Origin of the sequence: Actinocrispum sp. NPDC049592, from assembly GCF_040675465.1 — a bacterium.
In the GTDB taxonomy this organism is placed as follows: Bacteria; Actinomycetota; Actinomycetes; order Mycobacteriales; family Pseudonocardiaceae; genus Kibdelosporangium.
On sequence record NZ_JBFAPA010000028.1, the window covers coordinates 118,540 to 144,960 of the forward strand.

Genomic DNA, 26,421 nt, shown 5'->3' on the forward strand with positions numbered 1-26,421 from the left:
TCACAGCAGCGCGGACAGCGTCGTCCACAGCACGCCGGGGGTGGCGAAGGTGGCCAGGCTGAGCGCCTCGTCGCGGAACCGCACGCGGTAGGCCGATTCCAGGTCCGCGAGCAGTTCCACGGTGCCGAAGGAATCTAGACCGAGGTCGCGCAGGCCGGACTGACTGGTCAGCGCCTGATCGGACGGGAGAAACGGGAGGTACCGGCGCAGGATCTGCTCGAACCCACCATCCCAGGTCGTGTCGCGCACCTTGTCGGCCGAGGCGAAACTCATGCAACTGGGCATGAGAAAATCATGACTCCGGCATGACGGGTGCGTCAACGACATCCATGAGTATCTCCGGGCCGCGGCATTCTTTAGGGGTTCATCGCGGCCCCGGCTGGAGTCACCGGAAATGCATCTCGCACACCGTTTCCTCCGCGGCCTTTCCCAGGCCGCGTCCCGGCCCGCGCTGGTGGTGGGCTCGGAAGTGCTGACCTATCAGGAACTGCATTCGCTGGCAATGCGCTGGGCCGGGGGTGTGCTGCGCACGGTTGGACGGCGTCCAATCGGGGTCGTCTGCGGGCGCAGTGTGCTCGGCTATGTGGGCGTGCTGGCTGGTGTTTACGCCGGGGTGCCCGTGGTTCCGTTGCTTGCTGACCATCCTGTCGGCCGAACCCGTCAGATGCTTGCCTCGGCAGGGGTCGCGGGCGTGATCGTGGATGCCGCTGGGGCTCAGTTGGATCTTGGATTGCCGGTGGTGTCGCCTTCGGCTCCGGTTGCTCCCTGTGAGGTGGGATCGTCCGACATCGCCTATATCCTGTTCACCTCCGGGTCCACTGGGCGGCCGAAGGGGGTTCGGCTTTCGTATGGGAACCTGGCGCACTACTTCTCTCTGACGGACTCTTGGTATGGGTTCTCCTGCGCGGACGTGTTCTCGCAGGCGGCCGGGTTGAACTGGGACTCCGCTGTTTCGGACCTCTGGTGTGCATGGGGGGCTGGGGCTTGCCTTGTGTCCGTGCCTGCCGTGGCCTATCGGGATCTGCCTGGGTTTGTTGGGGCGCATGGGGTCTCGGTGTGGTTCTCGGCTCCCAGTGTGATCTCTCTGGTGCGTCGGACCGGGCGGTTGGGGCCTGGGTCTCTTCGTGGATTGCGGTGGTCCTTCTTTGGGGGTGAGGGGCTTACTCATGAGGACGCTGCTTCGTGGCAGGCTGCTGCTCCTGAGTCGGCTGTGGTGAACGTGTATGGGCCGACGGAGGCGACTATCACTACCCATCGGCATACTTGGTCGGCTGCATCGGGTGGGATCAACGGGATTGTCCCTTTGGGACGGTTACATCCTGGGCTTGCGGAGCGGATTGTGGGTGGGGAGTTGTGGATCTCTGGGCCGCAGGTTTCTCCTGGGTATGTTGATGCTGATGACGGGGTCTTTCGTGATGGGTGGTATCGGACTGGGGATCGGGTGGTTTCTTCTGCTGAGGGGCTGCTCTACTTGGGACGGTTGGATGGGCAGGTTCAGGTTGGTGGGTACCGAGTTGAGCTTGCCGAGGTTGATCACGCTCTTCGCGGGGTTTCTGGGGTTGACTCGGCGGCTACTGTGGGGGCGCCTCTTGGGAGTAGTACGGCGCTGGTCGCTTTCTATACGGGAGAGGCTGTTTCGCCGCTGGTGTTGCGGCGGGAGCTGGGTGGAGTGTTGCCGGGGTACATGATTCCGCGGTACTTCCGGCATGTTACTTCGCTTCCGGTGAACGCCAATCGGAAGGTTGATCGGTTGGTGCTTGCCGCTCGGGCTCGGGAGGTTGTGTCGTGAGTTCGGCTCTGTTGTTTCCGGCTATGCCTCCGGTGTTGCCTGGTTCGGTGGTGAAGTTCCTGGTCTCGGATCCGGTGGGGCGGCGGTGTGCGGCTGAGGCTTCTGAGGTGTTGGGGTGGTCTGTCGTGGACTCTTATCTGGAGGCTTCGGGCGAGTACAGTGCTGATGCTCAGGTTCTCTTTGTGGTGCACTGTTTGGCTGTGGCTGGGTCTGTGTCTTGTGACTACGTTGTGGGGCCCAGTTTTGGGGGGCGGGCTGCGGCCGGGTTCTCTGGGGCTTTGAGTTTTGCGGACACCGTGTGGGTTACTGCTTCGCTGGCTTCTGTTGTGGGGGAGTACTTTGAGTCGGCGCACTCGGAGCTGGTGACGGTTTCGTTTGTGCGGTCTTCTTGGGGGGCGTTGGCTGGGGTGCTTGCTGAGATGGGCGGGTGGTGGGAGGTTTCTTGTGAGGTCGACTCTGACTTCTTCATGGTCTCTGTCGAGTCGGCGTGGGTTGAGTGGTTGGCTCGGCGGGTTGCTTCGGTCGGGGGGCTTTGTCTTTACGTGATGAGGCCTGGGATGCATGCCAGTGTGTTGGGGGAGTTGCGGTCTCTTGTGGACGATTGCGTCCTTTCTCGGGTGGGGTGGGGGGATCCGCTGGTGCCCTTGGTTTCTGATGCGGATGGGGGGTTGGTTCGGTCGGGGGAGGGGGTTCGGGGGATGCTTCTTGATGGGTTTGTTCGGGCTGTTCGGTGGCCTGCTGTTGTTGCTTCTCTTGGTGGGTTGGGGGTTTCTTCTCTGCGGGTCGCTGGGGTGGATGCGTTGTTCGGGAGGGTCCGGTGTACCACCGGGGCCTTCGAAGTGACTTCCCTGGTCTAGGGGGCGCCTGAAGAGCGCTCGCCGCGCGGCAGCGCCACCCAGAGGGGGTTCAGGGCACGAAGGCCACGTATGCGCTTGTGGCGGGTGATGGCTGGTGCGCGGGGATGGCTTGGCTTCGCGTCAGGGTTTCCAGCGTATGGCGAAGGTGGGGCCGGTGTCTTTGGGCGCCGGCCCCACCTTCATTTGGTTAGGTGGTCAGGGTGTGGGTTAGGGGCAGGTGGGTTCGCCGGATTGGGCTGGGACGCTCACCGCGTTCCAGGCGGCCTTGGTGGTGTTGAACTCGGTGCAGCTGCCGGGGAACAGGGCCTTGGCTGCCTGGAGGGTCGCGATGCGGGCGCGGCCGTGGGTCCAGGTGGTGGTCTTGCGCAGGAGGCCGTTGTAGAAGATCTGGCCCGCCTTCTGGATGCCGACGCCGGTCACCGTGCTGTTGTTGCAGGTGGGGCTGGCTGGTTTGCCGCCGCCGGGGTTGCTGCCCTCGGCGAGGAGGTAGAACCAGTGGTTCTGGACGCCCGCTGCCGCGTGGACCTCGGTGTTGGGGATCGATGCGCTGAAGCAGTTGGGGTGGCTGCGCAGCGAGGGGTTGTACATGAAGCGGATCGGGCCGTTGCCGACCAGGTTGACGCCCTCGCCGACCTGGTAGTCGGGGCGGTCCTTGGCGTTGTTGGCGAAGGCTTCCGTCAGCGCGCCGAAGATGTCACCGGTGGACTCGTTCAGGCCGCCCTTCTCGTTGCTGCCACCGGAACCACCGGGGGTGAACTGGAAGATGCCGTGGCCGAACTCGTGCCCGACGACGTCCATGGACGTGGCCTGGCGCTGGTTGTCCTGGGAGTGGCCGAAGGAGGCGGTGCTGCCGTTCCAGAACGCGTTCACCTGGTTCAGGCCGACCAGTGCGGGGAACCCGCCGCCGGTGCCGTTGATGCCGTTGCGGCCCAGCCAGGCGCGCAGCATGTCCCATTCCTTCTGGACCGCGAACAGGGCGTCGACGCAGCCGGTCTCGAGGTCGGTGCCCGAGCCGTTGCCCCAGTTGTCATCGGGGCCGGTGAACACCTGGTTGTTGCTCGACCGGGCACAGCGCACGCCGCTGCGGGTGGGGTCGATGGTGGAGAAGGTGCTGCCGCTGTGCTGAGTGCTGATGGTGACGGGGTTGCCCACGTAGAAGCTGTTGCCGGTGCCCTCGCGGACCTCGTCCCACTTGTCCAGGATGGTGCCGGACCTGGCGTCCACGAACACCCGCAGCACACTGGGGCCGTTCTGGAGGTTCACGCCGCTCAACGACACCTCGTAGGCGAGGGTGGGCTGTTCGGCGGCGAACACGACCAGCCGGGGCTGGGCCGCACGCTCCACAACGGACAGTTCCGTGCGGGCGATGGTGCTCGCGGCGGCCGCGGACAGCGTCGCGTGGGTGTCCACCGAGATGGTGGTGGTCTTGGCGGTGGTGCTGTCGTGCAGGCGGCCCTGGCCGTCGGTGACGACCACGGCGTCGCCGCCGATCACTTCCAGGCCACGGTAGGTCCGCTGGTAGGCGGAGTAGAACAGGCCGGCGCCACCGGCGGTGAAGCTGGTCCGCTGGAACGCCTCGTCCGGCCCCTTGGCCAGCAGCGTGCCTGCCGCCGCCGCGCTGTCGGCGGCCTGAGCGGCGAGCATCTCGGGTGCGGGCAGCGACTGGGCGGGTTGCGCCAGTGCGGCCAGCGCCAAGGTGACACTGGCCGTGGCGGCCAGGATCCCTCGCTTGCGGTTCATCAATGGGTTCCTTCCGGCGGCATGCCGGTGCGCAGGGCGAGCAGGGGACATCACCGTCATGCCGCGGCCGTGTAGTGCAGGGACAGGGACGCGCCTAAGCGGACATACAGCAGGTTGTGCGCATAGGCGCATATTTGAGTCAAGTGGCGGGCCGGGCGGCCGTCAACCCGTCATTCGGCTTAGGGGGATAACTGTTTTACGCACAACCCCCGGGTGATGCCTTGCCTGCCAGCTGTTCCCGGCGACCGGAACGTGTCCTGGCAGGAAGGCCGTAGTACACATGGGATTCGAGCCGAGGTCGGACGATAGGTCCACTCCCGACTCACTAGCCGGGCAGTGACACCGTTAGCCGGCTCATGGTGTCAGGGCAGGCTACCCTCATGCGGTGACCGACCTGCTGAGGCTGTTCACCCGAACGCACAAGGTGCTGCGCGCCCGGACGGACCAGGCGATGAGCCGGTACGGCGTACGCGCCGGGCAGAACCTGATGCTCGAAGCGCTTTGGGAGAACGACGGCCGCACCCCCGGCGAGCTGGCCGAACGCCTGGGCGTCGCGACCCCGACCGTGGTCAAGTCGGCGAGCCGGATGGAAGCGGCCGGTCTGCTCACCAGGCAACGCGACCCGAAGGACGGCAGGCTGGTCCGGTTGTACCTGACCGACCAGTCCCGGGCGGTGCGCCACGACATCGAACGCGAAGTCCATGACCTGGCCGAACGCGCGACCGCGACCCTGACCGCCGAAGAACGCCGCAACCTGGCCACCGCGCTGAGCAAGATCCTTGCGGCGCTGGAGAAGTAGCTCAACGCTCGTAGGCAAGCCATTCCGCGTAGTCCCGGATGCCCCGTTCCACACCGACGTACGGCCCCCAGCCCAAGGTCTGGTCCACCGGGACAGCGGGGATGTCCTCCGGTTGTCCTGGCGGCAGACCCAGAACCCGGCTGAGCCGCGCGGTATCGGTGGTCTCGAGGTTCGCGATGGTGTAGCCGTCGTCCGGCGTGCCGGTCAGCATCACCGCCTCGACCGCGTCGACGATGTCGTGCACGTGCACAAGTTGTTGCGCGGAACCGAAATCCGTGACCTGGCCGAACATCGCCGCCCAGACGAACCGGGCCAGCGGCGAGTCCGCGGGCATGCCCGGCCCGTACGGAACCCCAAGGCGCAGCACACACGTCCGAACACTGGGTAACGGCGACCGTGGGCCCGCAAAGGAAGTCAGGCAGATCGCGAGCCGTGCGCCGTCGACCGACACGGGTGCGCCGTCCAGATAGACCACGATATCCGCAGGTCCGGCGGTCGTCACGTGATAACCCCGGCCCGCCAACAGGAACAGCAGGTGATCGCCCAGGAAGCTGTCCCCGCAGGCGACTCGCACGCTCGGTGACGACCGGTCGGTGGTGTGCGAGACCGTCGTCATGCCCGACCGCAACCCGTCCCACACCCACGCGTGCATTCCCGGCCCGCCGATGGTGGCGAGCGCGCGGTCCAGGACAAGACCGGACCTGTGCACACCATGGCCCTCGAACCGGTTCACCACGCCCATCGCGAACCCGGTCAGCCAGGCGTTCCAGTGCCGTTCGGTGTCGAAGTCCGAGTGGATCCGCAGGTCGCCGGACCGGATGTCGAACCGCCGCAAGTACTCCACGCTGGGGATGGTCCGCCAGCCGTCGTCCATCCGGATCGCGCACTGGGCGAGCTCGTCCCGGTAGAACGGGATCACCGACAGCTCGGGCAGGCCCGGCTCGTCGCCCTCCTCGGGGTCGTCGGTGAAGAAGCACGCCGAGGGCGCGGCCGGGACGTCGATCAGGTTCGGAACCGACACGAACGTAGGAATGCCGTTCTGTCGCAGGAAACGGCTCATCAGGGCGGGTTCTGGCCAGTTTCCGGCCTGTGCGGCGGCAAAGCGGGCGAACTCGTCCGCCACCTCGACCGGCAGGACTATTCCCGTCGGCGGGACGTGCTCGCGCGCGGCCGGCACCCAGCGGGCCCCGGCGATGGCGCCCTGCCGCACCGCGCCGCCGTTGCGCGAGGTCGCGGAGGCGGTGAGCAGCAGCGCGGCGTCGGGCATGGTCTTGGCCGCCGCGTTGACCCGGGAGAAGAACGCCGATGACAGAACCATACTGTCCTGTAACAGAAAGTGGTGAGTCGATCCGTCCGGAATGGACGACCAGGCGGTGGGGACGGCCGCCGCGCTCACCTCGAGCAGACCGCCGGCGAGCGCTCGCGCCCGGCCGGGGTGGCCGGGACTGGCGAGGACGACGCCGGTGACCCGGGTCATCCGCGGTCTGGGTCCGTCACCCGCAACCTCCCAGTACGCGACTTGGTGGCATTAAACACCTTCCCACCTGGACTTGTCACCAGGTCGGACCGCTGACAGACTCGGGCTGTGCGGGTCAGGCACGCCAGTGCGCGGGGTTCGGGAGAGTCCAATGAGGACATCGTGCTGGCGGCGGACGACGTCACCGTGGTCCTGGACGGCGTGAGTCAGTGGTACACCAAGGAATCCGGCTGCCGGCACGGGACCGTCTGGTATGTCGAGCGGCTCGCCGGCCGGATCCTCGACCGCGCCGCCGACCCGGTCCCGCTCACCGAAGCAGTTGGTCGCGCCATCGGGGATGTGGCCGGTCTGCACCGGGACACCTGCGACCTCACGCATCCGTTCGGTCCGGCCGCGACGGTGGCCGTGCTGCGCGAGCGCGCCGACGAGGTGGACTACCTGATCGTCGCCGACTGCGTGATCGTGGTCCAGACCGATGAGAGCGTGACCGCGTTGACGGACCTCAGGCTTGCCCGGCTGCTGGACCGGCTGCGGCGCCCGGACGCCTCCGCGCAGGAGCGCAGCCACCTCCGCGATGGCCTGCAGCGCCTGCGAAACCGGCCCGACGGGTACTGGGTTGCCATGGCGGACCCGGAGATCGCCGCGCACGCGGTGACCGGTTCCTTCGCTCGTGACAAGATCCGGCGCGCGGCCGTGCTCACCGATGGTGCGTCCTGTCTGGTGGACGACTACGGCCAGGCGACCTGGGAGCAACTGCTGGACCTCGGCCCGTGCGGCCTGATAGACGAGGTCCGCCGGTGCGAGCGCGGTGACCCCGACCGGGTGCGCTGGCGCCGGGGCAAGGTCCACGACGACGCCACCGCCGCGTTCTGCGAGTTCTGACCGCGGCGGTGATCGTCGCCCGGCCGGGTTACCCCGCTTGTTCATAACGGCGTGACTTGAGTCATCCGAGGAACCAATCACCGAGGCGGGGGACTCACGTGGGTGAGCGATTCGGCGTTGCGGGGGTGTGGGCCGGACACAACGATGTCGTCAGACGTGAGAAATCTTCACCGGGGTGTGGACGTTCGCGGTTTTTGTTTGTACGGTGATCGCTGTGTCACGGTACCGGGCAGTAGGAACCCATTGTCACGGAACCGTGAACAGCTGGATACCTGCAGAAAGACGCATTTTCTCGTTGCGTAGAGGTTAAGCCTGCGAAACGGTTGTCAACGGTCCGGAAACGTCCCGCCGGGGTGACGCTTCCCGGTTGTTCACCACTGGTTTCCTTTCACATCCCATTCCCTGCCGGTGTGGAGGAGGAATCGACTTGAGCGTGCTTTCCTGTCGTGACCTGGTCATCGGCGTCAGTCCGCTGGGCCGGCCGAGTGCCGCGCTGGCCGTGGCGGTCGAGCGCGCCGGTGGCCTTGGCGTGCTCGACCTTGGCGCCGGGCGCGAGCACGCGCTGGCCGAGTTGCGGCGGGCGGAACGCCTGCTGGGCCGGGCCTTTGGCGTGCGCATCGGTCACGACTGTCCCATCACCCCTGGCGAACTGCCCGAGCTCGTTGACACAATCCTTACGCCGCAATGGCTTCCCGCACCCGGACGGCGGGTGCTGGTCGAGGTCACCTCGGTCGCCGAGGCGCGGGCCGCGGTGGCCGACGGCGCCGACGGCCTGATCGCGCGCGGCAGCGAGTCCGGCGGGCGGGTCGGCGAGCTGACCACTTTCGTGCTGGTGCAGCGCCTGGCCGCCGAAGTCGACGTGCCCATCTGGGCGGCAGGCGGCATTGGCCCGAATACCGCCGCGGCCGCGGTCGCGGGCGGTGCAACCGGGGTGGTTCTCGACAGCCAGCTGGCGCTTGTGCGTGAGGTCCGCGATTGCATTTCCCCGGAGGTCACGAGCGCAATTGAGGCGCTGGACGGGGCCGACACGAGCATTGTCAAGGGCCGAAGGATGGTGATCCGGCCGGGTCTTGAGAAAGCGCTGCCAGTCGGCCAGGACGGCGCCCTCGCGAAGGCGCTGAGCCAATCGGGCGGCACCGCGGGCGGCGTTGTGCAAATAATTCGTCAAGCCGTTCGGCGTAATCTCGCGGGTGCCGCCGGCAATCCCTCGCTGCGGCCGAACGGCGCCTTGACCCGGCGAAATCCGGGAGTGCGGTATCCGCTGGCGCAGGGGCCGATGACCCGGGTCAGCGACCAGCCCGCGTTCGCCGATGCGGTGGCCGAAGCCGGTGGCCTGCCGTTCCTCGCCCTGGCGCTGATGGACGGCGAGCAGACCCGCACGCTGCTGGAGACGACGGCCCGCAGGCTCGGCGACCGGCTGTGGGGCGTGGGCATCCTCGGGTTCGCCGACCCGGACCTGCGTGCCGCTCAACTGGAAGCGGTGCACGCGGTCAAGCCCCGCTACGCCATCGTCGCAGGTGGGAACCCGGCTCAGGCCAAGGCGTTGGAGGAGCGGGGGATCACCGCGTTCCTGCACGTGCCCTCGCCCGCGCTGCTGCGGCAGTTCCTGGCCGAGGGTGCGCGCAAGTTCGTCTTCGAGGGCTGGGAGTGCGGCGGGCACACCGGCCCGCGATCCAGCTTCACCTTGTGGGAGCAGCAGATCGGGGTCCTGCTGGAACGCGCCGACCTCAGCGAGGTCAGCGTGTTCTTCGCGGGTGGCATCCACGACTCGCGGTCCGCGGCCATGATCGAGGCGGTGAGCGCGCCGCTGGCCGAGCGGGGCGCGGCGATCGGGGCGCTGATGGGAACGGCGTACCTGTTCACCCGCGAGGCGGTCGAGCACGGCGCGATCCTGCCGGTGTTTCAGCAGGTCGCGGTCGAGTGCGAGGAAACGACCCTGCTGGAGACGTCCCCCGGGCACAGCGTCCGGTGCGCCCGGACGTCCTATGTGGACACGTTCGAGGCGGCCCGCACCCGGCTGTCCGAGGACGGTGTCACCCGCCAGGAGGCCTGGGAACAGCTGGAACACCTCAACCTGGGGCGCCTGCGGATCGCCAGCCGCGGCCTGCGCCGGTCGGGGACCGAGCTGGTCGAGGTCGGCGAGCGGGAACAGCGCGAGGCCGGGATGTTCATGATCGGCCAGGTCGCGACGCTGCGCCGCGAGCTGACCGACATCGCGAGCCTGCACGCCGAGGTCTGCGACGGCTCGCTGCTGCGGGCCCGCTACGAGGAGCTGGTCGAGCAGGAGACCCCGGCCGAGGCGGCGCCGCTGGACGTCGCGATCGTCGGGATGGCCGCGATGCTGCCGGGTGCGAGCGATGTCGCCGGATTCTGGGCGAACATCGTGGCGGGCGTCGACTCGGTGACCGAGGTCCCGGCCGAGCGCTGGGATCCGGCGGTGTACCCGCAAAGCCCGTCGCGGTGGGGTGGGTTCCTCTCGCCGGTCGCGTTCGACCCGCTGGCCTACGGCATCCCGCCCGCCTCGCTGACCTCGATCGAACCCGCCCAGCTGCTGGCTCTGGAGGCCGCGGCCCGGGCGATCGACGACGCCGGGTACCGGACCCGGCGGTTCGACCGCGACCGGACGTCGGTGATCTTCGGCGCCGAGGCGGGCGCGGACCTGGCCAACGCGTACACCGTCCGGTCGGCGCTGCCGGCGTTGTACGGCACGACGCCGGATGGTCTGGACGACTTCCTGCCCCGGCTGACCGAGGACTCGTTCCCGGGCGTGCTGGGCAACGTGATCGCCGGCCGGATCGCCAACCGCCTCGACCTCGGCGGCGCGAACTACACGGTGGACGCGGCCTGCGCGTCCAGCCTCGCCGCGCTGGACGTGGCCTGCAAGGAACTGCGCACCGGGTCGAGCGACATGGTGTTGTGCGGGGCGGTCGACCTGCACAACAGCGCACACGACTTCATGATGTTCGCCTCGGTCAAGGCGTTGTCGCCCAGCGGCCGGTGCGCGACCTTCGACTCCGCGGCGGACGGGATCGCGCTGGGCGAAGGCGTCGCCTGCGTTGTGCTCAAACGGCTGGCCGACGCCGAACGGGACGGCGACCGGATCTACGCGGTGATCAAGGGCATCGGCGCGTCCAGCGACGGGCGTTCGCTCGGGCTCACCGCTCCTCGCGCCGACGGTCAACGCCGTGCCCTGCAACGGGCTTACAGCGCGGCCGGCGTGTCGGTGGAGTCGGTTGGTCTCGTTGAGGCGCATGGAACCGGGACCGTTGTGGGCGACCGGACCGAGCTGGCCGCGTTGACCGAGATGTTCTCGGAGGTTTCCCCTGGCAGCTGCACGATCGGGTCGGTCAAGTCGCAGATCGGGCACACCAAGTGCACCGCCGGGCTGGCCGGGTTGATCAAGGCGGCCACGGCTGTCCACACTGGAATTCGCCCGGGCACGCTGCACGTCAAGGACCCCAACGCCTACTGGGACCGGGAGACGAGCCCGTTCGGGTTCGGCCGCCGGACCTGGTCCGCGCCCGCGGGCGAACGGACGGCCGGGATCAGCGCGTTCGGCTTTGGCGGCACGAACTTCCACACGGTCATCACCGGATATGACGGCGTCGACGAGCCTCGTCACGGTCTGCGCGAGTGGCCTGCTGAGCTGTTCGTGTTCCGCGGTGCGGACCAGGCTGCGGCTCAGCAGGCGGCCCGTCAGCTCGCTCGTCTGGTGCAGGCCAACGAGGACGCCGGACGGCCATGGACACTTCGTTCACTGGCTGCCACCTCGGCAGCGGGAACGCAGCCGATCCAGGCCGCGGTAGTTGTGTCCAGCTTGGACGAACTGCCTGGCGTGCTGGCCGCTGTTGAGAACGGGCAAGCCGGGTTCCGCTCTTCGGACCCTTCGAAGGTCGCATTCCTGTACCCCGGTCAGGGCAGCCAACGACCCGGCATGATGCTCGACCTGTTCACGGCTTTCCCCCGGCTGCAGGAGTTTCTGCGGCTCTCCGGTGGGCGGTACGAGGACGTGATGTTCCCGCCCGCGGCGCTCACACCGGAGGAGGCCGCGCGGCAGAAGGCGGCGATCACCGACACCACCGTGGCCCAGCCGACGCTCGGGATCGCTGGTTTGGCGATGACGTCTTTGCTGGCATCCCTTGGCATCCGGCCGGACCTGGCGGGTGGCCACAGCTACGGTGAGTTGGTCGCTTTGGCTGCGTCGGGTGCTTTTGATCCGCAGCAGCTCATCGCGGTGAGTGAGGCTCGGGCGGCGTCGATCGTTGCCGCGGCCGGTGATGATCCTGGCACGATGGCCGCGGTGTCGGCGTCCCGCGAACAGGTTCAGGACTTGCTGCCGCCGGATGTCGTTGTGGCCAACCACAACTCGCCCCAGCAAGTCGTGATCTCCGGCGCCACCCAGGCGGTCACGGCCGCGATGGCGGCTCTGTCCGAGGCGGGGTTGTCGGTGCGGCCGATCCCGGTCGCGGCCGCGTTCCACAGCCCGGTCGTGGCCTCGGCGGCCGAGACGTTCGCCGAAGCGCTGGAATCCCACTGGGTTCAGCCGCTGACGTTCCCGGTCTGGTCCAACAAGGACGCTGCGCCCTACGGTGAGGACATCCGGGCGACGATGGCCGCGCAGGTCGCGCACGGCGTCCGGTTCGTCGAGCAGATCGAGGGCATGTACGCGGCCGGCGCCCGGGTGTTCGTGGAAGCCGGTCCTGGTGGTGTGCTGACTTCCCTGGTGCGCAAGATTCTTGACGACCGGCCGTGCACTGTGGTCTCGCCGGGTGATGGGGACCTGACGGGGTTCCTTCGTGCTGTGGCCGAGCTGGCCGTCGCCGGGGTCGATGTGGACACCACGGCGTTGTTCACCGGCCGGGCGGCTCCGGTCCGGCTCGCCGACATTCCCAAACGCCCCCAGTGGTTCGTGGATGGAGGACTCGTGCGTGACGCTCACGGCAAGGCCCTCAACGGCGGCCTGCGCCCGGCCACCGAAACGCCACGCCTGGCCGTGCCCACCGGACTGTCGCGAGACGCCGTGGTGAAGGAGTTCCTCGACGGCATGCGCGAAGCCGTTGCCGCCCAACGCGATGTCCTCCTCGGCTACCTCGGCGCGACGCCTGCGGCACCTGTTGTTGTCGAACAGGCACCGCCGCCGGTCGTGATCGAGCCCGAACCCCTCCCCACGCAGCGCTCCACCGATGTCGGCAGCGTGGTTCTGGAAACCATCAGTGCGCGGACCGGGTATCCGCCGGAGATGCTGGACCCGAAGCTGGATCTGGAAGCGGATCTGTCGATCGACTCGATCAAGCGCACGGAGATCATCGGCGAGCTGGCCACCGCGTTCGGGACCACCGGGGACAGTGCGATGGTCGAGGAACTGGCCCGGATCAAGACGATCGAGGGCATCGTGAGCTGGTTCGGCCAGCGGGAACCGGTCGTGCCGAGCCCACGCCGACCGGTCACAGTGGACGTTGGCAGCGTGGTTCTGGAAACCATCAGTGCGCGGACCGGGTATCCGCCGGAGATGCTCGACGCGAAGCTGGATCTGGAAGCGGATCTGTCGATCGACTCGATCAAGCGCACGGAGATCATCGGTGAGCTGGCCGGCACCTTGGGGGTGCAGGGCGACAGCTCGGTCGTCGAGTCGCTGTCGAAGATCAAGACCATCGAGGGGATCGTCGGCTGGTTCGCCGGTCTGCAACCGGTGACCATCGCTGTGGAACCGAAGGCCGAGCCGCCTGCGACCGGTGCGCGCCCGAGCCGGCAGGTGCCACAGCTCGTGACGCTGGAGCCGTGCCCGGTACGGCGAAACGATGTTCTCAACGACCGAACCGTGTTCATTGTGGACGATGGTGGCGGGATCGGCCTGGAACTCTCGGATCTGCTGTCCGGGTATGGCGCCCAGATCGTCGAGGAGGCCGCCGCAGCCGACTATGTGATCCACCTGGGCGCGTTGCGGTCCGATGTCGAGCCGCTGCTGCCGTCGGCGTTCGAGGAGATCAAGGGTTACCTCGGGGCGCGTGGGTTGGTCGTGGCCACCGCGGGCGGCGGGATGTTCGGGTTCGGCGAGCCGCTGGGCGACCGTGCTCCGGCCTGTCTGGGGCTGCATGGCCTGATCCGGACGGCGGCGAAGGAGTATCCCGGCATCCACATCCGCGCTGTCGACGTCAACCCGAAGGACAGCCACCGCAGTATAGCGACGGCCCTGTTCGGCGAGTTGACCACTGTGGACGGGCCGGCCGTGGTCGGGCATTCGTCCGGTAAGCGGTACGCGATCGAGCTGAGCACCGTCGAGCTGCCGTCCGAACCGGTGCTGGAACTGACCGATGAGAGCGTGGTCCTGCTGACCGGTGGCGCCCGGGGGATCACCGCGCTGGCCGCGATCGAACTGGCCCAGCGGACCGGTTGCCGGATCGAGCTGATCGGCCGCACGCCGTTGCCGCGTGGACCGGAAGACCCGGCGACGATCGGTGCCCAGGACGAACCGGCGCTCCGTCGTGCGTTGATCGCACAAGGCCTGCGGGACCGGGATGAGATCGCGCGCAAGGCCCGGACGGTCCTCGCCGAACGCGAACTCCGGACCACAATGGACAAACTGCGCCGGCACGCCGGTTCGGTGCGCTACCACGTCTGCGACGTCCAGGACGTGGAAGCGGTGCAGGCCGTGATCGCCGACGTCACCGCACGCTTCGGCCGCATCGACGGGATCGTCCACGGCGCTGGCGTTCTGGACGACAAACTGATCGCCGACAAGACGGCCGAGTCGTTCGCCCGGGTGTACGACACCAAGGTCAACGGGGCGCTCGCGCTGGAGGCCGCGTTCCGGCACGACCCGAAGTTCGTGGTGCTGTTCGGCAGCATCAGCGGGGTGTTCGGCAACCGTGGCCAGGCGGACTACTCAGCTGCCAACGACACCTTGGACCGGCTGGCCAGATTCTGGGCAAGCCAAACCGGGACGCGCGTCGTGAGCGTGGACTGGGGGCCGTGGGCGGGCAGCGGCATGGCCGTTGACCTGGCCAAGGAGTACGAGCGGCGAGGGATCAGGCTGATCGACCCGGCCGAGGGCGTGGACTGCCTGCTGGCCGAGCTGACCCGTGGTGGCCACGACGATGTCCAGGTGGTCTACCAGTGCGAGGCGTAGACATCGCGATCGTCGGCTTGGGCGCATTGTTCCCCGGGGCCGCCGACGTGCCTTCCTTCTGGCGCAACATCGTCGGCGGGGTGGACGCGATCGGCACGATCCCGGCCGCCCGCTGGGATCCCGAGGTCTACTACCATCCGGACGCGGCCCCGGCCAGCGACCGGTTCTACTGCCGGCGCGGCGGGTTCCTCGACGACCTGGCCACGTTCGACCCGACCCGGTTCGGCATCATGCCGTCCACGGTGGACGTCGCCGAGCCGGACCAGTTGCTGGCGTTGAGCGTGGCCGCCGAGGCGGTCGCCGACGCCGGTGGCGAGCAGGCGTTGCCGGACCGGGCCAAGGTCGGGATCGTCGTCGGCCGCGGCGGGTATCTCACCCCGGGCTGCGCGCGGCTGGACCAGCGGGTCCAGGTCGACACCCTGGTGTCGGTCGTGCGGGACCTCATGCCCGGGTTGAACGAGGCCGAACTGCGGGCCGCGTTGCGGGACCGGCTGGGGCCCGAGCAGCCGGAGGCGTCGATCGGGCTGGTGCCGAACCTGGCCGCCTCCCGCATCGCCAACCGGTTCGACCTGCGCGGACCCGCGTACACAGTGGACGCGGCCTGCGCGTCCGGCCTCGTCGCGGTGGAACACGCGGTGCGGGAACTGGCCGCGGGCCGATGCGACGCGATGATCGCCGGGGCCGTGCACGTCACCCACCACCCGACGCTGTGGAGCGTGTTCACGCAGCTCAAGGCGCTGTCCCCGCGCGAGCAGATCCGGCCGTTCGACCGGTCCGCCGACGGCACGCTGCTGTCCGAGGGCGTCGGGATGGTCGTTCTCAAGCGCTATGCGGACGCCCTGACCAGCGGTGATCGGGTGTACGCGGTGATCCGCGGGGCCGGCACCGCGAGCGACGGCCGGGCGACGAGCATGATGACGCCCAACCCCGAAGGCCAGCTGCTCGCCGTGCAACGGGCGTGGCAGGAGGCGGGCCTGGAGACCGGCGCCGAGCTGGGGTTGATCGAGGCCCACGGAACGGCCACACCCGCCGGTGACGCCGCCGAACTGCAGACCATGATCGCCGCCTTCGGGGCGACGGGTCCGGCGGCGGGGATCGGCACGGTCAAGTCGATGATCGGTCACGCCATGCCAGCGGCCGGGATGGCAGGCTTGATCAAGGCCGCCCTCGCGGTCCACCACGCGACGCTGCCGCCGACCCTGCACATCACCGAACCGCACCCGTCGCTCGCCGGCACGAGGTTCGAGCCGGTGCTGTCCGCGAGGCCCTGGGACACACCGAAACGGGCGGTGGTCAACGCTTTCGGGTTCGGTGGCATCAACGCTCACCTCGTCCTGGAACCGGCCGGCGAGGGAACTCCCTTCATCCCGGCGCCGGAGACTCCGGTGCTGATGGTGGCCGCGAGTTCGCCGGAATGGCTGGACCAAGAGCTGTCGATGGACGACGATTCGCTGCTGGCGCTGGCTTTCCGGAAAGCCCCGGTGGGCGACGGGCCGTGCCGGCTGGCGGTGTGGGCGCCGAACGCCAAGCGGCTCAGGCAGGCCCGGCAGATCGTGGCGCGTGGTCGCAAGTGGACCGGACGGCACGGGATCTGGTTCTCGCCGGAGCCCTTGCTGACCCGGCCGGACCAGATCGGGTTCCTGTTCCCCGGCTTCGAGCAGCGGGACACCGGCGAACTCGCGGGCGAAGAGTCCGTTGTGGACCATGCGGTCGGGTTGTTGCAGGCCGGACGTCAGCAGGCGCAACGGCTCCGGGCGGCGGGGATCGTGCCGAGCGCGTTGGCCGGGCATAGCATGGGGGAGTGGACGGCGATGATCGTCGCCGGGATCTACCCCACGATCGACTCGTTCGTCGATTCCCTGCGGCCGGGTATGGTCGCCGTCGCTGATGTCGTCTACGCAGCCTTGGGGTGTTCCGCGGACACGGCTGCCGAGGCATTGGTGGACGGGGTCGTGGTGAGCCACGACAACTGTCCGCACCAGTCCGTGATCTGTGGTCCGGCGGAGAAGCTGCAGATCGTGGTGGAACGGCTCAAAGCCCAGGGCGTGCTCGCGCAGATCATGCCGTTCCGGACGGGCTTCCACACCCCCGCTCTCGCTCCCTTCCTCGACGCGGCACGGGACACGGTCAACAGCCTGCCGGTGCACGCGCCCAAGCTCCCGATCTGGTCGGCGACCTCGCTTCGGCCCATGCCTGGTGACGCGACTGAGATCCGAGATCTTGTTCTGCGTCACCTGGTTGAGCCGGTCCGGTTCCGGCCGGTGATCCAACGCATGTACGACAGCGGGATCCGGGCGTTCGTCCAGGTCGGTGCGGGCAGCCTGACCGGGTTCGTCGAGGATACTTTGGACGGTCCACATCTGACGGTCAGCGGCGAGCCTGACCGGGTGGCGGCCGCGCTGTGGGCGTTCGGGATGAACCGAGGCTCGGCTGGGAAGCGGTTGTCGCTGGGGTTGCCGAAGATCAAGCTGGAGCCCATCGCGGCCGCGCCGGTGCGGACCGACTCCCCGTTGAGCGCGGCCTTGAACGCGGTCCTGGCCGAGGCGAACTCCGCCGCGCGCCAGGTCGTCGAGGCGCTGTCGGCGCCGGTTGTGCCGCGGACCAAGGAGTTCACCCGCGAGTTCTCCCTGCGGACCATGCCCGAACTGGTCGACCACGCCATCTTCCCGCAGCCGGAGGGCTGGCTGGAGCTGTCCGACGGGTTCCCGACCGTGCCGATCACCGGCCTGGTCGAAGTGATCATCGACGCCGCCCGCACGGTCGCGCCGACGGCGATCGTGTCCGCTGTCGAGTCCGTGCGGGCCATGCGGTGGCTCTCCGTCGAGCCGGCCGTACACGCCAAGATCACCGTCCGACGGGAAGGCGATCGGGTCCGCGTCCGGGTCGGCGACTACGCGGAAGGCGTTGTCGTCCTGGCGAACTCGTATCCGCGACCGGAGGAACGGCAGCAACGGGCACTGGTGGGAACGAGGCCCGCGCCGGTCCGGGCAGACCAGTTGTACCGCGACGGCTGGATGTTCCACGGTCCTCGGTTCGCCGGTGTCACCGAGCTGGAGACGTTGGCGGACAACGGGATCATCGGCACGCTGACCGTGTTGCCCGCCTCGGGCGCGTTGCTGGACAACGCGGGTCAGGTGATCGGGCACTGGATGCAGGTCAGCAAGGACGTGGACCAGACCGTTCTGCCGACCGGCATAGACTCGATCCGTTACTACGGGCCAACTCCCGGTGTTGGTGAGGAAGTTCGTTGCACGGCATGGATCATCGAGGTCACGCCGGAGCAGATGCGGGCCGACGCCGAGCTGCGGACGGCGGACGGCCGGGTCTGGTGCCGGATCGAGGGCTGGACCACCCGGCGGTTCACCACGGATGACCGGATCTGGCAGGTGAAACTGCGACCGGACCGCAACACGCTCGGCGAGCCGCACCCGGACGGCTGGGTGCTGGTGACCGAGAAGTGGGCGGACAGCGCGACGCGTGAGCTGATGATGCGCCGGTATCTCACCGCGTCCGAACGCGACAGTTACAGCAAGCTGGACCTGCGGGCGCAGCGGCAGTGGCTGGTCGGCCGGGTCGCGGTCAAGGACGCGGTCCGGCGCTGGTTGTGGAGCCGGGGAGCCGGGCCGATCTTCCCGGCGGAACTGACCGTTGTGGACGATCGGGACGGTGTGCGGGTGCGGGGCGCGTTCGCGACCCCGGCCGTGTCGCTCGCGCACTGCGTCGATCCGGCCAGGCCTTCGGCGGGCGGGTGTGCGGTGGCGATCGCGGGTGAGGACACAGTCGCGATCAACGTCACCGGCGTGCGCACCGAGCAGGGAACGTCCTATGTAGTCGATTTCGGAGGACAGAGTGTCTGACATAGACGTGCTGGATGTGGTCGTTCGGATGATCGAGGAGGTCGTCGGCGCCGATGTGCTGCTGGACATGACCGTCACCCCGGACACCACGTTCAGCGACGACCTCGGCCTGGAGAGCATCGAGTTCGTGGCGCTGGCCGACAAGCTGCGCGAGCGCTACGGCGACCGGGTCGACCTGGTGGCCTTCCTTGGCGACATGGACATCGACGAGATCATGGCCATGACCGTCGGCCAGCTGGTGGACCACATCGAGTCGCACCAGCCGGCCGTGAGCTCCTGACCATGGACATCCACGCCCGCGGACTGCGGTTCCACGTCCAGCAACTCGGCCCCGAGGACGGGCCTGTGCTGGTGTTCGCGCATGGGCTGGTGATGGACAATCTGTCGAGCTTCTACTACACATTGGCCGCACCGCTGGCGAAACAGGGTGTGCGCACTGTCCTTTTCGACCTGCGCGGGCACGGGTTGTCCGCCCGGCCGCCGACAGGGTATTCGCCGCAGGACAGTGCGCTGGACCTGCTGGCCATTTTGGACGAGCTCGACATCCAGCAACCCGTGTACGTGCTGGGAAACAGCTACGGCGGGATCGTGGCCATGCACACGGCGTTGAAGGCTGCCCACCGGGTGGCCGGGGTCGTGGTCGTGGAGGCCGCGTGCTCGGGCGCGCCGGGTGAGTTGTGGGTCGAGGACATCGTGAACACGCTCAGCGTCGCCGCGCTCGGGCTGGAGTTCGACCGGACCCAGGACCAGTTGAAGGCGTTGGGACAGCGCAAGGTCGCCAAGCTCGCCGGGAACGCCAACGCGTTGCTCAACGGCACCTCGCTGATCGACGACCTGGTCGGCGGGTCGCTGCTGTCCGAAGCGGACCTCAAGCAGATCGCCTGCCCGGTGCTGGGCGTGTTCGGCGGGGAGTCGGAACTCATTGACGCGGCCACACATCTGGCCGCGCATGTGCCGGACTGCACGACACACGTGGTACCCGGGCTGGGACACACAGTTCTGCGTGAGGCCACCGACGAGTTGCTCGCCACCATCCTGGCGTGGTTGCGATGAGCCGGTTCCTGTTCGTCGTCCCGCCGCTGACCGGGCACATCAACCCCACCGTGGCGGTGGGCGGCGAACTGGAACGGCGCGGTCACGAAGTCGCGTGGGTCGGGCACCCGGCCACACTGCGACCGCTCCTCCCGGACAACGCCAGGATCTTTCCCGCCCTGGACGACTCCCTGGAACAGGACATCCAGGAGGCCCGGCGCCGGTGGCTGGAGCTCAAAGGCATCGCGGTGCTGAAGTTCCTGTGGGAGGAGTTCCTCATCCCGCTGGCGCACGCGATGATCCCGGGCGTCACGGCGGCGATCGAGGAGTACGAACCCGATGTGCTCATCGCCGATCAGCAGGCTCTGGCAGGCCCTGTTGTGGCGATGCGAACGGGGATCCCGTGGGTGACGTCGGCCAGCACGTCGGCCGAGCTGGTCCGTCCACTGCGGACCATGCCGAAGGTCGAGGAGTGGATCCGGCGCCGGCTGGCGGAGCTGACTGAGTCCGATGCAGACATACGATTTTCGGCTCACCTGGTGCTGGCGTTCACGACGAGGGAACTCGTGGGCGCGCACGAATTCCCTCCGCACTACGTGTTCACCGGACCCGCGCTCGGCCGGACGGAACGAGCCGGCTTCCCCTGGGAGTGGTTGAAAGACGGGCACAAGCGCGTCCTGGTCTCGTTGGGCACGCTGAATGGTGCTGCTGGGCACAGGTTCTTCGGTGAGGTCGTCTCCGCTGTCGCCGACCTCCAGAACGTCCAGGTGATCATGGTGGCTCCGCCGGATGCCGTCACGGTCCCGCCGCATGTGCTTGTGGCAGAACGCGTTCCCCAGCTGGCGCTGATGAAACACCTCGACGCGGTGATCTCGCACGGCGGCCACAACACCGTCTGCGAGACCCTCGCGCATGGGCTGCCGCTGGTCGTCACCCCGATCCGGGACGACCAGCCGATCATCGCCCAGCAGGTCGCCGACGCCGGGGCGGGCATCCGGCTGAAGTACCAGCGGGTCAGGGCCGGCGAGATCCGCGAGGCCCTGAACTCCGTGCTGTACGGCCCCGGGTACGCCGCTGGCGCACGCCGGGTGCAAGAGTCCTTCCGTGCCGCCGGTGGCGCCGCCACCGCGGCCGACCATCTCGAGGCGGTGGCGTGTCATGTCGTGGGTCCTGTTCGGACTGGTGGTGGCCCTCGTCCTGCTGGACACCTTGAAGCTGCGGGCCAGGGCCGGCCAGCTGCGGGTGCTTCAGCCGGCGTCGGGTGACTCCGAGGACTACCTGTCCTATCCGGCGGCACTGCCCGGCGGCGTCAGAGAGTCGGCCATCGAGTTCGCGCGCGCCGAAGACCTTGGCCTGGTGGACATCGTACCGGCGAATCTGTCCACAGTGGCCGCGATCGATCTGCTGAGGACAGTCGAGCCGAAGGACTACCGTGGTGGCCGGTGGGTGCGCGGCGTCAGCGCGGGCGAGGCGATCGTCTGCAGCCGCAAGGCGATCGACAAGCTCGACGTCGTCGAACCCGGCGACGACCCCACCGAGTACGTCACGCTCGCCCGCCGTGTGAAGGACCGCGAGGGCGTGAGCGTCGACATCGCCGTGTCCGCGACTTTGCAAGCCAAACCGTACGATCTGTCCACAAGGGCCGCTCGGTTGCGCCAGCTCGGCAAGCGCCCGGCCCTGTGGACGACTGGTTCCGTCATCGCCTACCTGGCCGTGCTCGGGACCACGCTGTGGAGCTGGCCCTGGGGGCTGATCGCGGCCGGTCTGTACATCCTGCAGCCGGTGCTGGCGTTCGCCGGAACCCCGTTGAAGCCCAAGGACTTGGCGCTGGCCTCGCTGGGCCGGGTGGTCTACACCCCGTACCTGTGGGTGCGGACGATGACCGGCCGCTGGCGTTCCTCGGCGGAACGCAAGCAGGACGCCACCCTGGCAGAGCTGATTCCCGCGTACGCGGACGAGATCGCCCGTGGCACCGACCGGTTCTTCGAGCCGCGCCGCGACACCTGCCCGGTCTGCGTGTCGACCAACCTGGACCACGTGGTCACCAGCGGCGACCTCGTCCAGCTCAAGCCGGGTGAGTTCACCCTGGAGCGGTGTGTCTCTTGTGGACACGTCTTCCAGAACCCGCGGGTCTCCCCGGACGGCCTGGACTTCTACTACCGCGACTTCTACGACGGCCACGGCGCCGGCGCGGCCGAGGCCGTGTTCGCGGGCAGCCCGGAGCCCTACTACGACCGCGCGCGGATGGTTCAGCCATTCACCACACCCGTGCGGTGGCTGGACGTCGGCTCCGGGCACGCCCACTTCTGCCGGGGTGCCAAGGAGATCCTGCCGGAGACCACCTTCGACGGTCTGGACCAGGGCGCGTCGATCGAGGACGCGGCGACCCTCGGCTGGATCTCCACAGCGTACCGGGGCGGCTTCAAGGAGTTCGCCGACAAGGTGCGCGGCCAGTACGACGTGATCAGCATGCACCACTACCTGGAACACACCCGGGATCCTTGGGACGAACTGGACATCGCGGCCTCGGTCCTGCCCGGCGGTGGCTACCTGCTGATCGAGCTGCCCGACCCGGAATGGCGGCTGGGGCGGTTGTTCGGCAAGTACTGGATGCCGTGGTTCCAGCCCCAGCACCAGCACATGATGCCGATCGGCAACCTCAAGAAGGCGCTGGCCGACCGCGGTCTCACGCCGGTCGCCGAAGAGCGCGGCAAAGCCCACCTGTGCAACGACTTCGTGCTGTCCAGCTACCTGTTCCTGGCCACTTTGGCGCCCCGCTCGCCTTCCCCGTGGCGCCCCGCGAAGCCGAAGCTCAAGGCGTTGCGCAGCCTCGCGGTGTGGTCGGTCGGCATCCCGTGGCTGATCGTGGCCGGGGTGCTGGACAAGACGCTGAACCAGTCCATCGCGCGCCGCAAGGACCTCGGCAACGCCTACCGGGTCCTGGCCCGTAAGGAGACCGCCGAATGACCGATCTGGCGGACCGCCCGGACGTCTCCCCGGAACTGCGGCTCGTGCCGCACGCGTTCCGGGAGACGTTCGGGCGCCCGGCCACCGGCGTCTGGTACTCGCCGGGGATCGTGACGCTGATGCCCGGCGTGTCGGTGTGCGCCCGCTGGGGCGCGATCGTGGCGGCGGAGCGGCGCACCGACGGCGTGCTCGAGGTCGTGTCGATCAACAAACCCGCCGAGCCCTGGCGGGTGCCGGCCGCCGAGTTCACGAGCGTGAACCCGCCGGCCTGGGCGGAACCGGTCTCGCGGGTGGTTTCGTTGCTACAGCCCGCAGGCGCCACGCTGATGTGCAGTGTGGACCTGCCCGCCGGGTCCGGTTTGTCGTCCCCGATGGCCCTCGCATGTGCTGCCGCGCTTGCGTTGCGCGACCTGTGGCGGCCGGAGATGGCGCTGGAGTCCCTGATTGCGCTGTTGGGCCCAACGGGCACTGCTGCGTTCGCCGGGTACGGGCTTGGTCTGGACCTCGACGGCGCGGCGCTGCTGGTGATCGACACCCGGATCCGCCGCGAGGTGCCCATGCCGCCCCGTGTGGTCACTCCGGTTTGTTGCACTTCGGTATCGGCGCTGGGGCGCAGCCTCACCGCGCACCACCGTTCCGGTGTGCGGGAACCCGCGCAGGACCTCGCCGTGGACGCTGCCCTGGCCGCGGGCGCGTTCGGGGCGTCGTCGCTGGTAGACGAACCGGGACGGCCCGTCTCCGTACTTTGTGAACCCGGCGGACTAAGTACCGTGCGGGCCTATGTGTCCGATGCGTTCCGCTCCGGGAACGCTCTCGCACCCAGGTACCTGACCATAAAACCGGCCGCCGGAGCCACGCGGATCACGCCGTAATCCTTGTATAACGCCCGTCGCGCTGCGTGAGCCCGTACTGTAGACAGTGATCAGGTTGATCTACAGGCGAGACGGGGCCAGGTATGACGAGCCGGGGTGATGACGCGCGGCGTGTCGACACGGCACGGCCGAGCATCACCCGTGTCTACGACGCGATGCTCGGCGGCAAGGACAACTTCCAGGCCGACCGGGACGTCCGCGACCGGCTGCTGGCGCTGGACCCCGAGTTCGGCCGCGCGTCCTGGGACAACCGCGAGTTCACCATGCGGGTGACCCGGTTCCTGGCCGGCGAGATCGACATCACCCAGTTCATCGACCTCGGCGCGGTCCTGCCGACCATGGAGAACGCGCACGAGGTGGCGCAGCGGGTGAACCGCGAGGCCACCGTGATCTACGCGTCGATCGACCAGGCGGTGCTCGCGCACGGCCGGGCGCTGCTGGCCGAGAACGACCGCACACACGTCGCCGAGGCGGACTTCCGGCTGCCGCAGCAGGTCCTGGAGAACGCGACCGTCACCAAGTACATCGACTTCGACCAGCCGGTGGCGCTGTTCCTGGTCGCGATCATGAACCACGTCTCCGACCGGCGCGACCCGGCGGCGATCGTGCGCGCCTACATCGACGCGATCCCCTCCGGCTCGTACGTCGCCCTTTCGCACCTGCTCGACCCCGGTCCGGACCACGAGCTGGCGCCCCTGATGGCGGACATCAAGACGATCTACGCCGACGCCGGGTTCCCGGGCTGGTTCCGGAGCTACGAGCAGATCGAGGCCATGTTCACCGGCCTGGAGCTGCTGCCACCCGGCCTGGTCACGCTGGCCGACTGGTGGCCGGATGGCCCGCGGCTGCGCCCGTTGGCCCCGGTGCAGCGGCTGCTGGTCGGCGGGGTCGGCCGCAAACCCTGATGCCGCACATTCGCGGGCTGCGACGCTCGTGGTGGCCATCGCGACCATCAACGCCTGGAACCCGCTTCGGCGTCATCGCCCAGCCGGAACCGGGGTTCCAGCGCAGGAACTAGCCCGCGCCGATGCCGGTGATCGAACGGACCTCCAGTTCGGCGTCCCGGGTGCCCTCCGGGCGGCCGAGCTTGGCGCCGACGAAGCCGAGCACGAACGACAGCGGGATCGACACGATGCCGGGGTTGGACAGCGGGAACCAGTGGAAGTCCACGCCGGTGACGATGGAGTTGCTCGCGCCGGAGACGACCGGCGAGAACACGATCAGGATCAGGCAGGAGCCCAGGCCGCCGTAGATCGACCACAGCGTGCCGGTGGTGTTGAACCCGCGCCAGAACAACGTGTACAGCAGCGTGGGGAGGTTCGCCGAGGCGGCCAGGGCGAAGGCGAGGGCCACGAGCGAGGCGACGTTCTGGCCGGTGGCGAGGATCCCGCCGCCGATGGCCAGGCAGCCGATCACCACGGCGGTCAGCCGGGCCACGCGGACCTCGGCGCCGGGTTCGGGGTGGCCGCGTTTGATCACGTTGGCGTACACGTCATGCGCGAACGAGGCCGAGGCGGTCAGCGTGAGACCGGCGACGACGGCGAGGATCGTGGTGAACGCCACCGCGGACACGATGCCCAGCAGCAGCGCGCCGCCGACGTGGAACGCCAGCAGCGGGGCCGCGGAGTTCTCGCCGCCGGGCGCGCCGGTGATCGCGGTGGACCCGACGATCGCGCTGGCGCCGTAGCCGATGGCCAGCGTGGACAGGTAGAAGATGACCATCGCCCAGGTGGCCCAGACCACGGATCGGCGTGCTTCCTTGGCGTTCGGCACCGTGTAGAACCGCATGAGCACGTGGGGCAGTGCCGCGGCGCCGAGCACGAGGGCCAGCGACAGCGACACGAAGTCCAGCCGGGACGTGCCGGACTTGCCGTACCGCGCACCGGGATCGAGCACCGACTCGCCCAGCGCGTTGTTCTGCGCGGCCTTGCCCAGCAGGTCGGAGAGGTTGAAGCCGAACTTGCCCAGGATGAACACGCTCATCATCACCACGCAGACCAGCAGCAGCGTGGCCTTGATGATCTGCACCCACGTGGTGCCCTTCATCCCGCCGACCAGCACGTAGCTGATCATGATCACGCCGACCACGGCGATCACCAGCGCCTGGCCGCCGGTGCTGTGGATGTCCAGCAGCAGCGCGACCAGCCCGCCGGCCCCGGCCATCTGGGCGAGCATGTAGAAGAACGAGATCACCAGGGTCGCGTTCGCGGCGGCCGCGCGCACCGGGCGCTGGCGCATCCGGAAGCTGATCACGTCGCCCATGGTGAACCGGCCGGTGTTGCGGAACCGCTCGGCGATCAGCAGCAGCGGCACGAGCCAGGCGACCATGAACCCGATGGAGAACAGGAACCCGTCGTAGCCGTTGACGGCGATGGCCCCGGCGATGCCGAGGAACGAGGCGGCCGACAGGTAGTCCCCGGACAGGGCGATGCCGTTCTGCACACCGGTGAACGCGCTGCCCGCGGCGTAGTAGTCGGCGGCCGAGGCATTTCTGGTGCTGACCCGGTACACAATGAACAATGTCACGGCGACGACCGCGAGGAAAATGCCGATGTTGATCCCGGGTTCGCCGACCCCGGCGGCGAGCGTGGTGGTCATGCGTTGTCCCCGCGCAGTTCGGCGACGGCCGGATCAACACGCCGCTTGGCGAACCGCAGATAGCACAACATGATCACCACGGTCGTCACGAACTGGGACAACCCGAGCAGCAGGCCGACCGTCACGTTGCCCCAGACGCGCTCGCTCATGAACTCGTGCGCATAGGCGGCGAGCACCACATAGGTGAGGTACCAGACCAGGAAAAGGGCGCTCACCGGGAAGATGAACCGCAGCAGGCGGCGCCGTAGACGCACGAATTCCGGGCTGTTGCGAATGGCCTCGAAATCGGGCGCCGATTCGGCTTCCCCGGTGAAATGGTCTGCCCGCGAAAAGGACGTGGTCGTGGTCATCCTCGGGTGTTCCTCCGCGGGTCTTCCGGCCCGTGCTTCGGGGGAGCGGGCCAGGTAGGCAGTCAAGCTAGGCGG

General features: G+C 68.4%; 17 protein-coding genes. 12 read left to right on the forward strand and 5 right to left on the reverse strand.

From position 1 onward, the window contains the following. Window positions 1-285, reverse strand: coding sequence for an acyl carrier protein (locus AB0J95_RS48165; RefSeq protein ID WP_364773179.1), 285 nt, complete (start codon window positions 283-285; stop codon window positions 1-3). A gap of 109 nt (window positions 286-394) precedes the next feature. Between AB0J95_RS48165 and AB0J95_RS48170 the strand changes: the two genes are divergently transcribed. Together AB0J95_RS48170 and AB0J95_RS48175 are read left to right on the forward strand one after the other, a co-directional pair. Then, window positions 395-1,789, forward strand: coding sequence for an AMP-binding protein (locus AB0J95_RS48170; RefSeq protein WP_364773180.1), 1,395 nt, complete (start codon window positions 395-397; stop codon window positions 1,787-1,789). 23 nt (window positions 1,790-1,812) lie between these two features. Continuing rightward, a complete protein-coding gene (locus AB0J95_RS48175) occupies window positions 1,813-2,646 on the forward strand; it encodes an ACP S-malonyltransferase (RefSeq protein ID WP_364773229.1) in 834 nt (277 codons plus the stop codon). A gap of 207 nt (window positions 2,647-2,853) precedes the next feature. Here AB0J95_RS48175 and AB0J95_RS48180 read toward each other — a convergent pair whose 3' ends face one another. Further along, on the reverse strand, window positions 2,854-4,386 hold the full coding sequence (locus tag AB0J95_RS48180; protein WP_364773182.1) for a M4 family metallopeptidase: 1,533 nt from the start codon (window positions 4,384-4,386) through the stop codon (window positions 2,854-2,856). A gap of 385 nt (window positions 4,387-4,771) precedes the next feature. On the opposite strand from AB0J95_RS48180, the gene AB0J95_RS48185 reads away from it, so the two are divergent. Continuing rightward, window positions 4,772-5,185 (forward strand): MarR family transcriptional regulator, encoded by a 414-nt coding sequence (locus AB0J95_RS48185; RefSeq protein WP_364773184.1) that lies wholly within the window; start codon window positions 4,772-4,774, stop codon window positions 5,183-5,185. A gap of 1 nt (window position 5,186) precedes the next feature. Here the strand turns inward: AB0J95_RS48185 and AB0J95_RS48190 are convergent, their stop codons facing one another. Continuing rightward, the gene (locus tag AB0J95_RS48190) at window positions 5,187-6,662 is read right to left on the reverse strand and encodes a hypothetical protein (protein WP_364773186.1); all 1,476 of its coding nucleotides are present in this window, start codon (window positions 6,660-6,662) and stop codon (window positions 5,187-5,189) included. A gap of 108 nt (window positions 6,663-6,770) precedes the next feature. Between AB0J95_RS48190 and AB0J95_RS48195 the strand changes: the two genes are divergently transcribed. The 9 genes from AB0J95_RS48195 to AB0J95_RS48235 all read left to right on the forward strand — a co-directional run bounded on the left by AB0J95_RS48195 (window position 6,771) and on the right by AB0J95_RS48235 (window position 24,303). Then, on the forward strand, window positions 6,771-7,544 hold the full coding sequence (locus AB0J95_RS48195) for a hypothetical protein (RefSeq protein ID WP_364773188.1): 774 nt from the start codon (window positions 6,771-6,773) through the stop codon (window positions 7,542-7,544). A gap of 433 nt (window positions 7,545-7,977) precedes the next feature. Further along, entirely contained in the window at window positions 7,978-14,670 is a 6,693-nt protein-coding gene (locus AB0J95_RS48200; protein ID WP_364773230.1) for an SDR family NAD(P)-dependent oxidoreductase, read from the forward strand. After that, on the forward strand, window positions 14,658-18,527 hold the full coding sequence (locus AB0J95_RS48205) for a beta-ketoacyl synthase N-terminal-like domain-containing protein (RefSeq protein WP_364773189.1): 3,870 nt from the start codon (window positions 14,658-14,660) through the stop codon (window positions 18,525-18,527). Before AB0J95_RS48200 ends, AB0J95_RS48205 begins: the two co-directional genes overlap by 13 nt. Continuing rightward, a complete protein-coding gene (locus AB0J95_RS48210) occupies window positions 18,520-18,807 on the forward strand; it encodes a phosphopantetheine-binding protein (RefSeq protein WP_364773190.1) in 288 nt (95 codons plus the stop codon). The genes AB0J95_RS48205 and AB0J95_RS48210 overlap by 8 nt, the downstream gene beginning before the upstream one ends. 2 nt (window positions 18,808-18,809) lie before the next feature. Continuing rightward, the gene (locus AB0J95_RS48215) at window positions 18,810-19,580 is read left to right on the forward strand and encodes an alpha/beta hydrolase (RefSeq protein WP_364773191.1); all 771 of its coding nucleotides are present in this window, start codon (window positions 18,810-18,812) and stop codon (window positions 19,578-19,580) included. Continuing rightward, entirely contained in the window at window positions 19,577-20,824 is a 1,248-nt protein-coding gene (locus tag AB0J95_RS48220) for a nucleotide disphospho-sugar-binding domain-containing protein (protein WP_364773193.1), read from the forward strand. The genes AB0J95_RS48215 and AB0J95_RS48220 overlap by 4 nt, the downstream gene beginning before the upstream one ends. Beyond that, complete coding sequence (locus AB0J95_RS48225; protein WP_364773194.1) at window positions 20,718-22,526, forward strand: class I SAM-dependent methyltransferase; 1,809 nt, start codon at window positions 20,718-20,720, stop codon at window positions 22,524-22,526. Before AB0J95_RS48220 ends, AB0J95_RS48225 begins: the two co-directional genes overlap by 107 nt. Next, on the forward strand, window positions 22,523-23,398 hold the full coding sequence (locus AB0J95_RS48230; protein ID WP_364773196.1) for a hypothetical protein: 876 nt from the start codon (window positions 22,523-22,525) through the stop codon (window positions 23,396-23,398). The genes AB0J95_RS48225 and AB0J95_RS48230 overlap by 4 nt, the downstream gene beginning before the upstream one ends. 83 nt (window positions 23,399-23,481) lie before the next feature. After that, complete coding sequence (locus AB0J95_RS48235; protein WP_364773197.1) at window positions 23,482-24,303, forward strand: SAM-dependent methyltransferase; 822 nt, start codon at window positions 23,482-23,484, stop codon at window positions 24,301-24,303. Between the two features lie 109 nt (window positions 24,304-24,412). On the opposite strand, the gene AB0J95_RS48240 is transcribed toward AB0J95_RS48235, so the two are convergent. Continuing rightward, complete coding sequence (locus AB0J95_RS48240) at window positions 24,413-25,996, reverse strand: cation acetate symporter (protein ID WP_364773199.1); 1,584 nt, start codon at window positions 25,994-25,996, stop codon at window positions 24,413-24,415. After that, window positions 25,993-26,346: a DUF485 domain-containing protein gene (locus tag AB0J95_RS48245; RefSeq protein WP_364773200.1), complete on the reverse strand. Its 354-nt coding sequence runs from the start codon at window positions 26,344-26,346 to the stop codon at window positions 25,993-25,995. The genes AB0J95_RS48240 and AB0J95_RS48245 overlap by 4 nt, the downstream gene beginning before the upstream one ends. Window positions 26,347-26,421 lie beyond the last annotated feature (75 nt).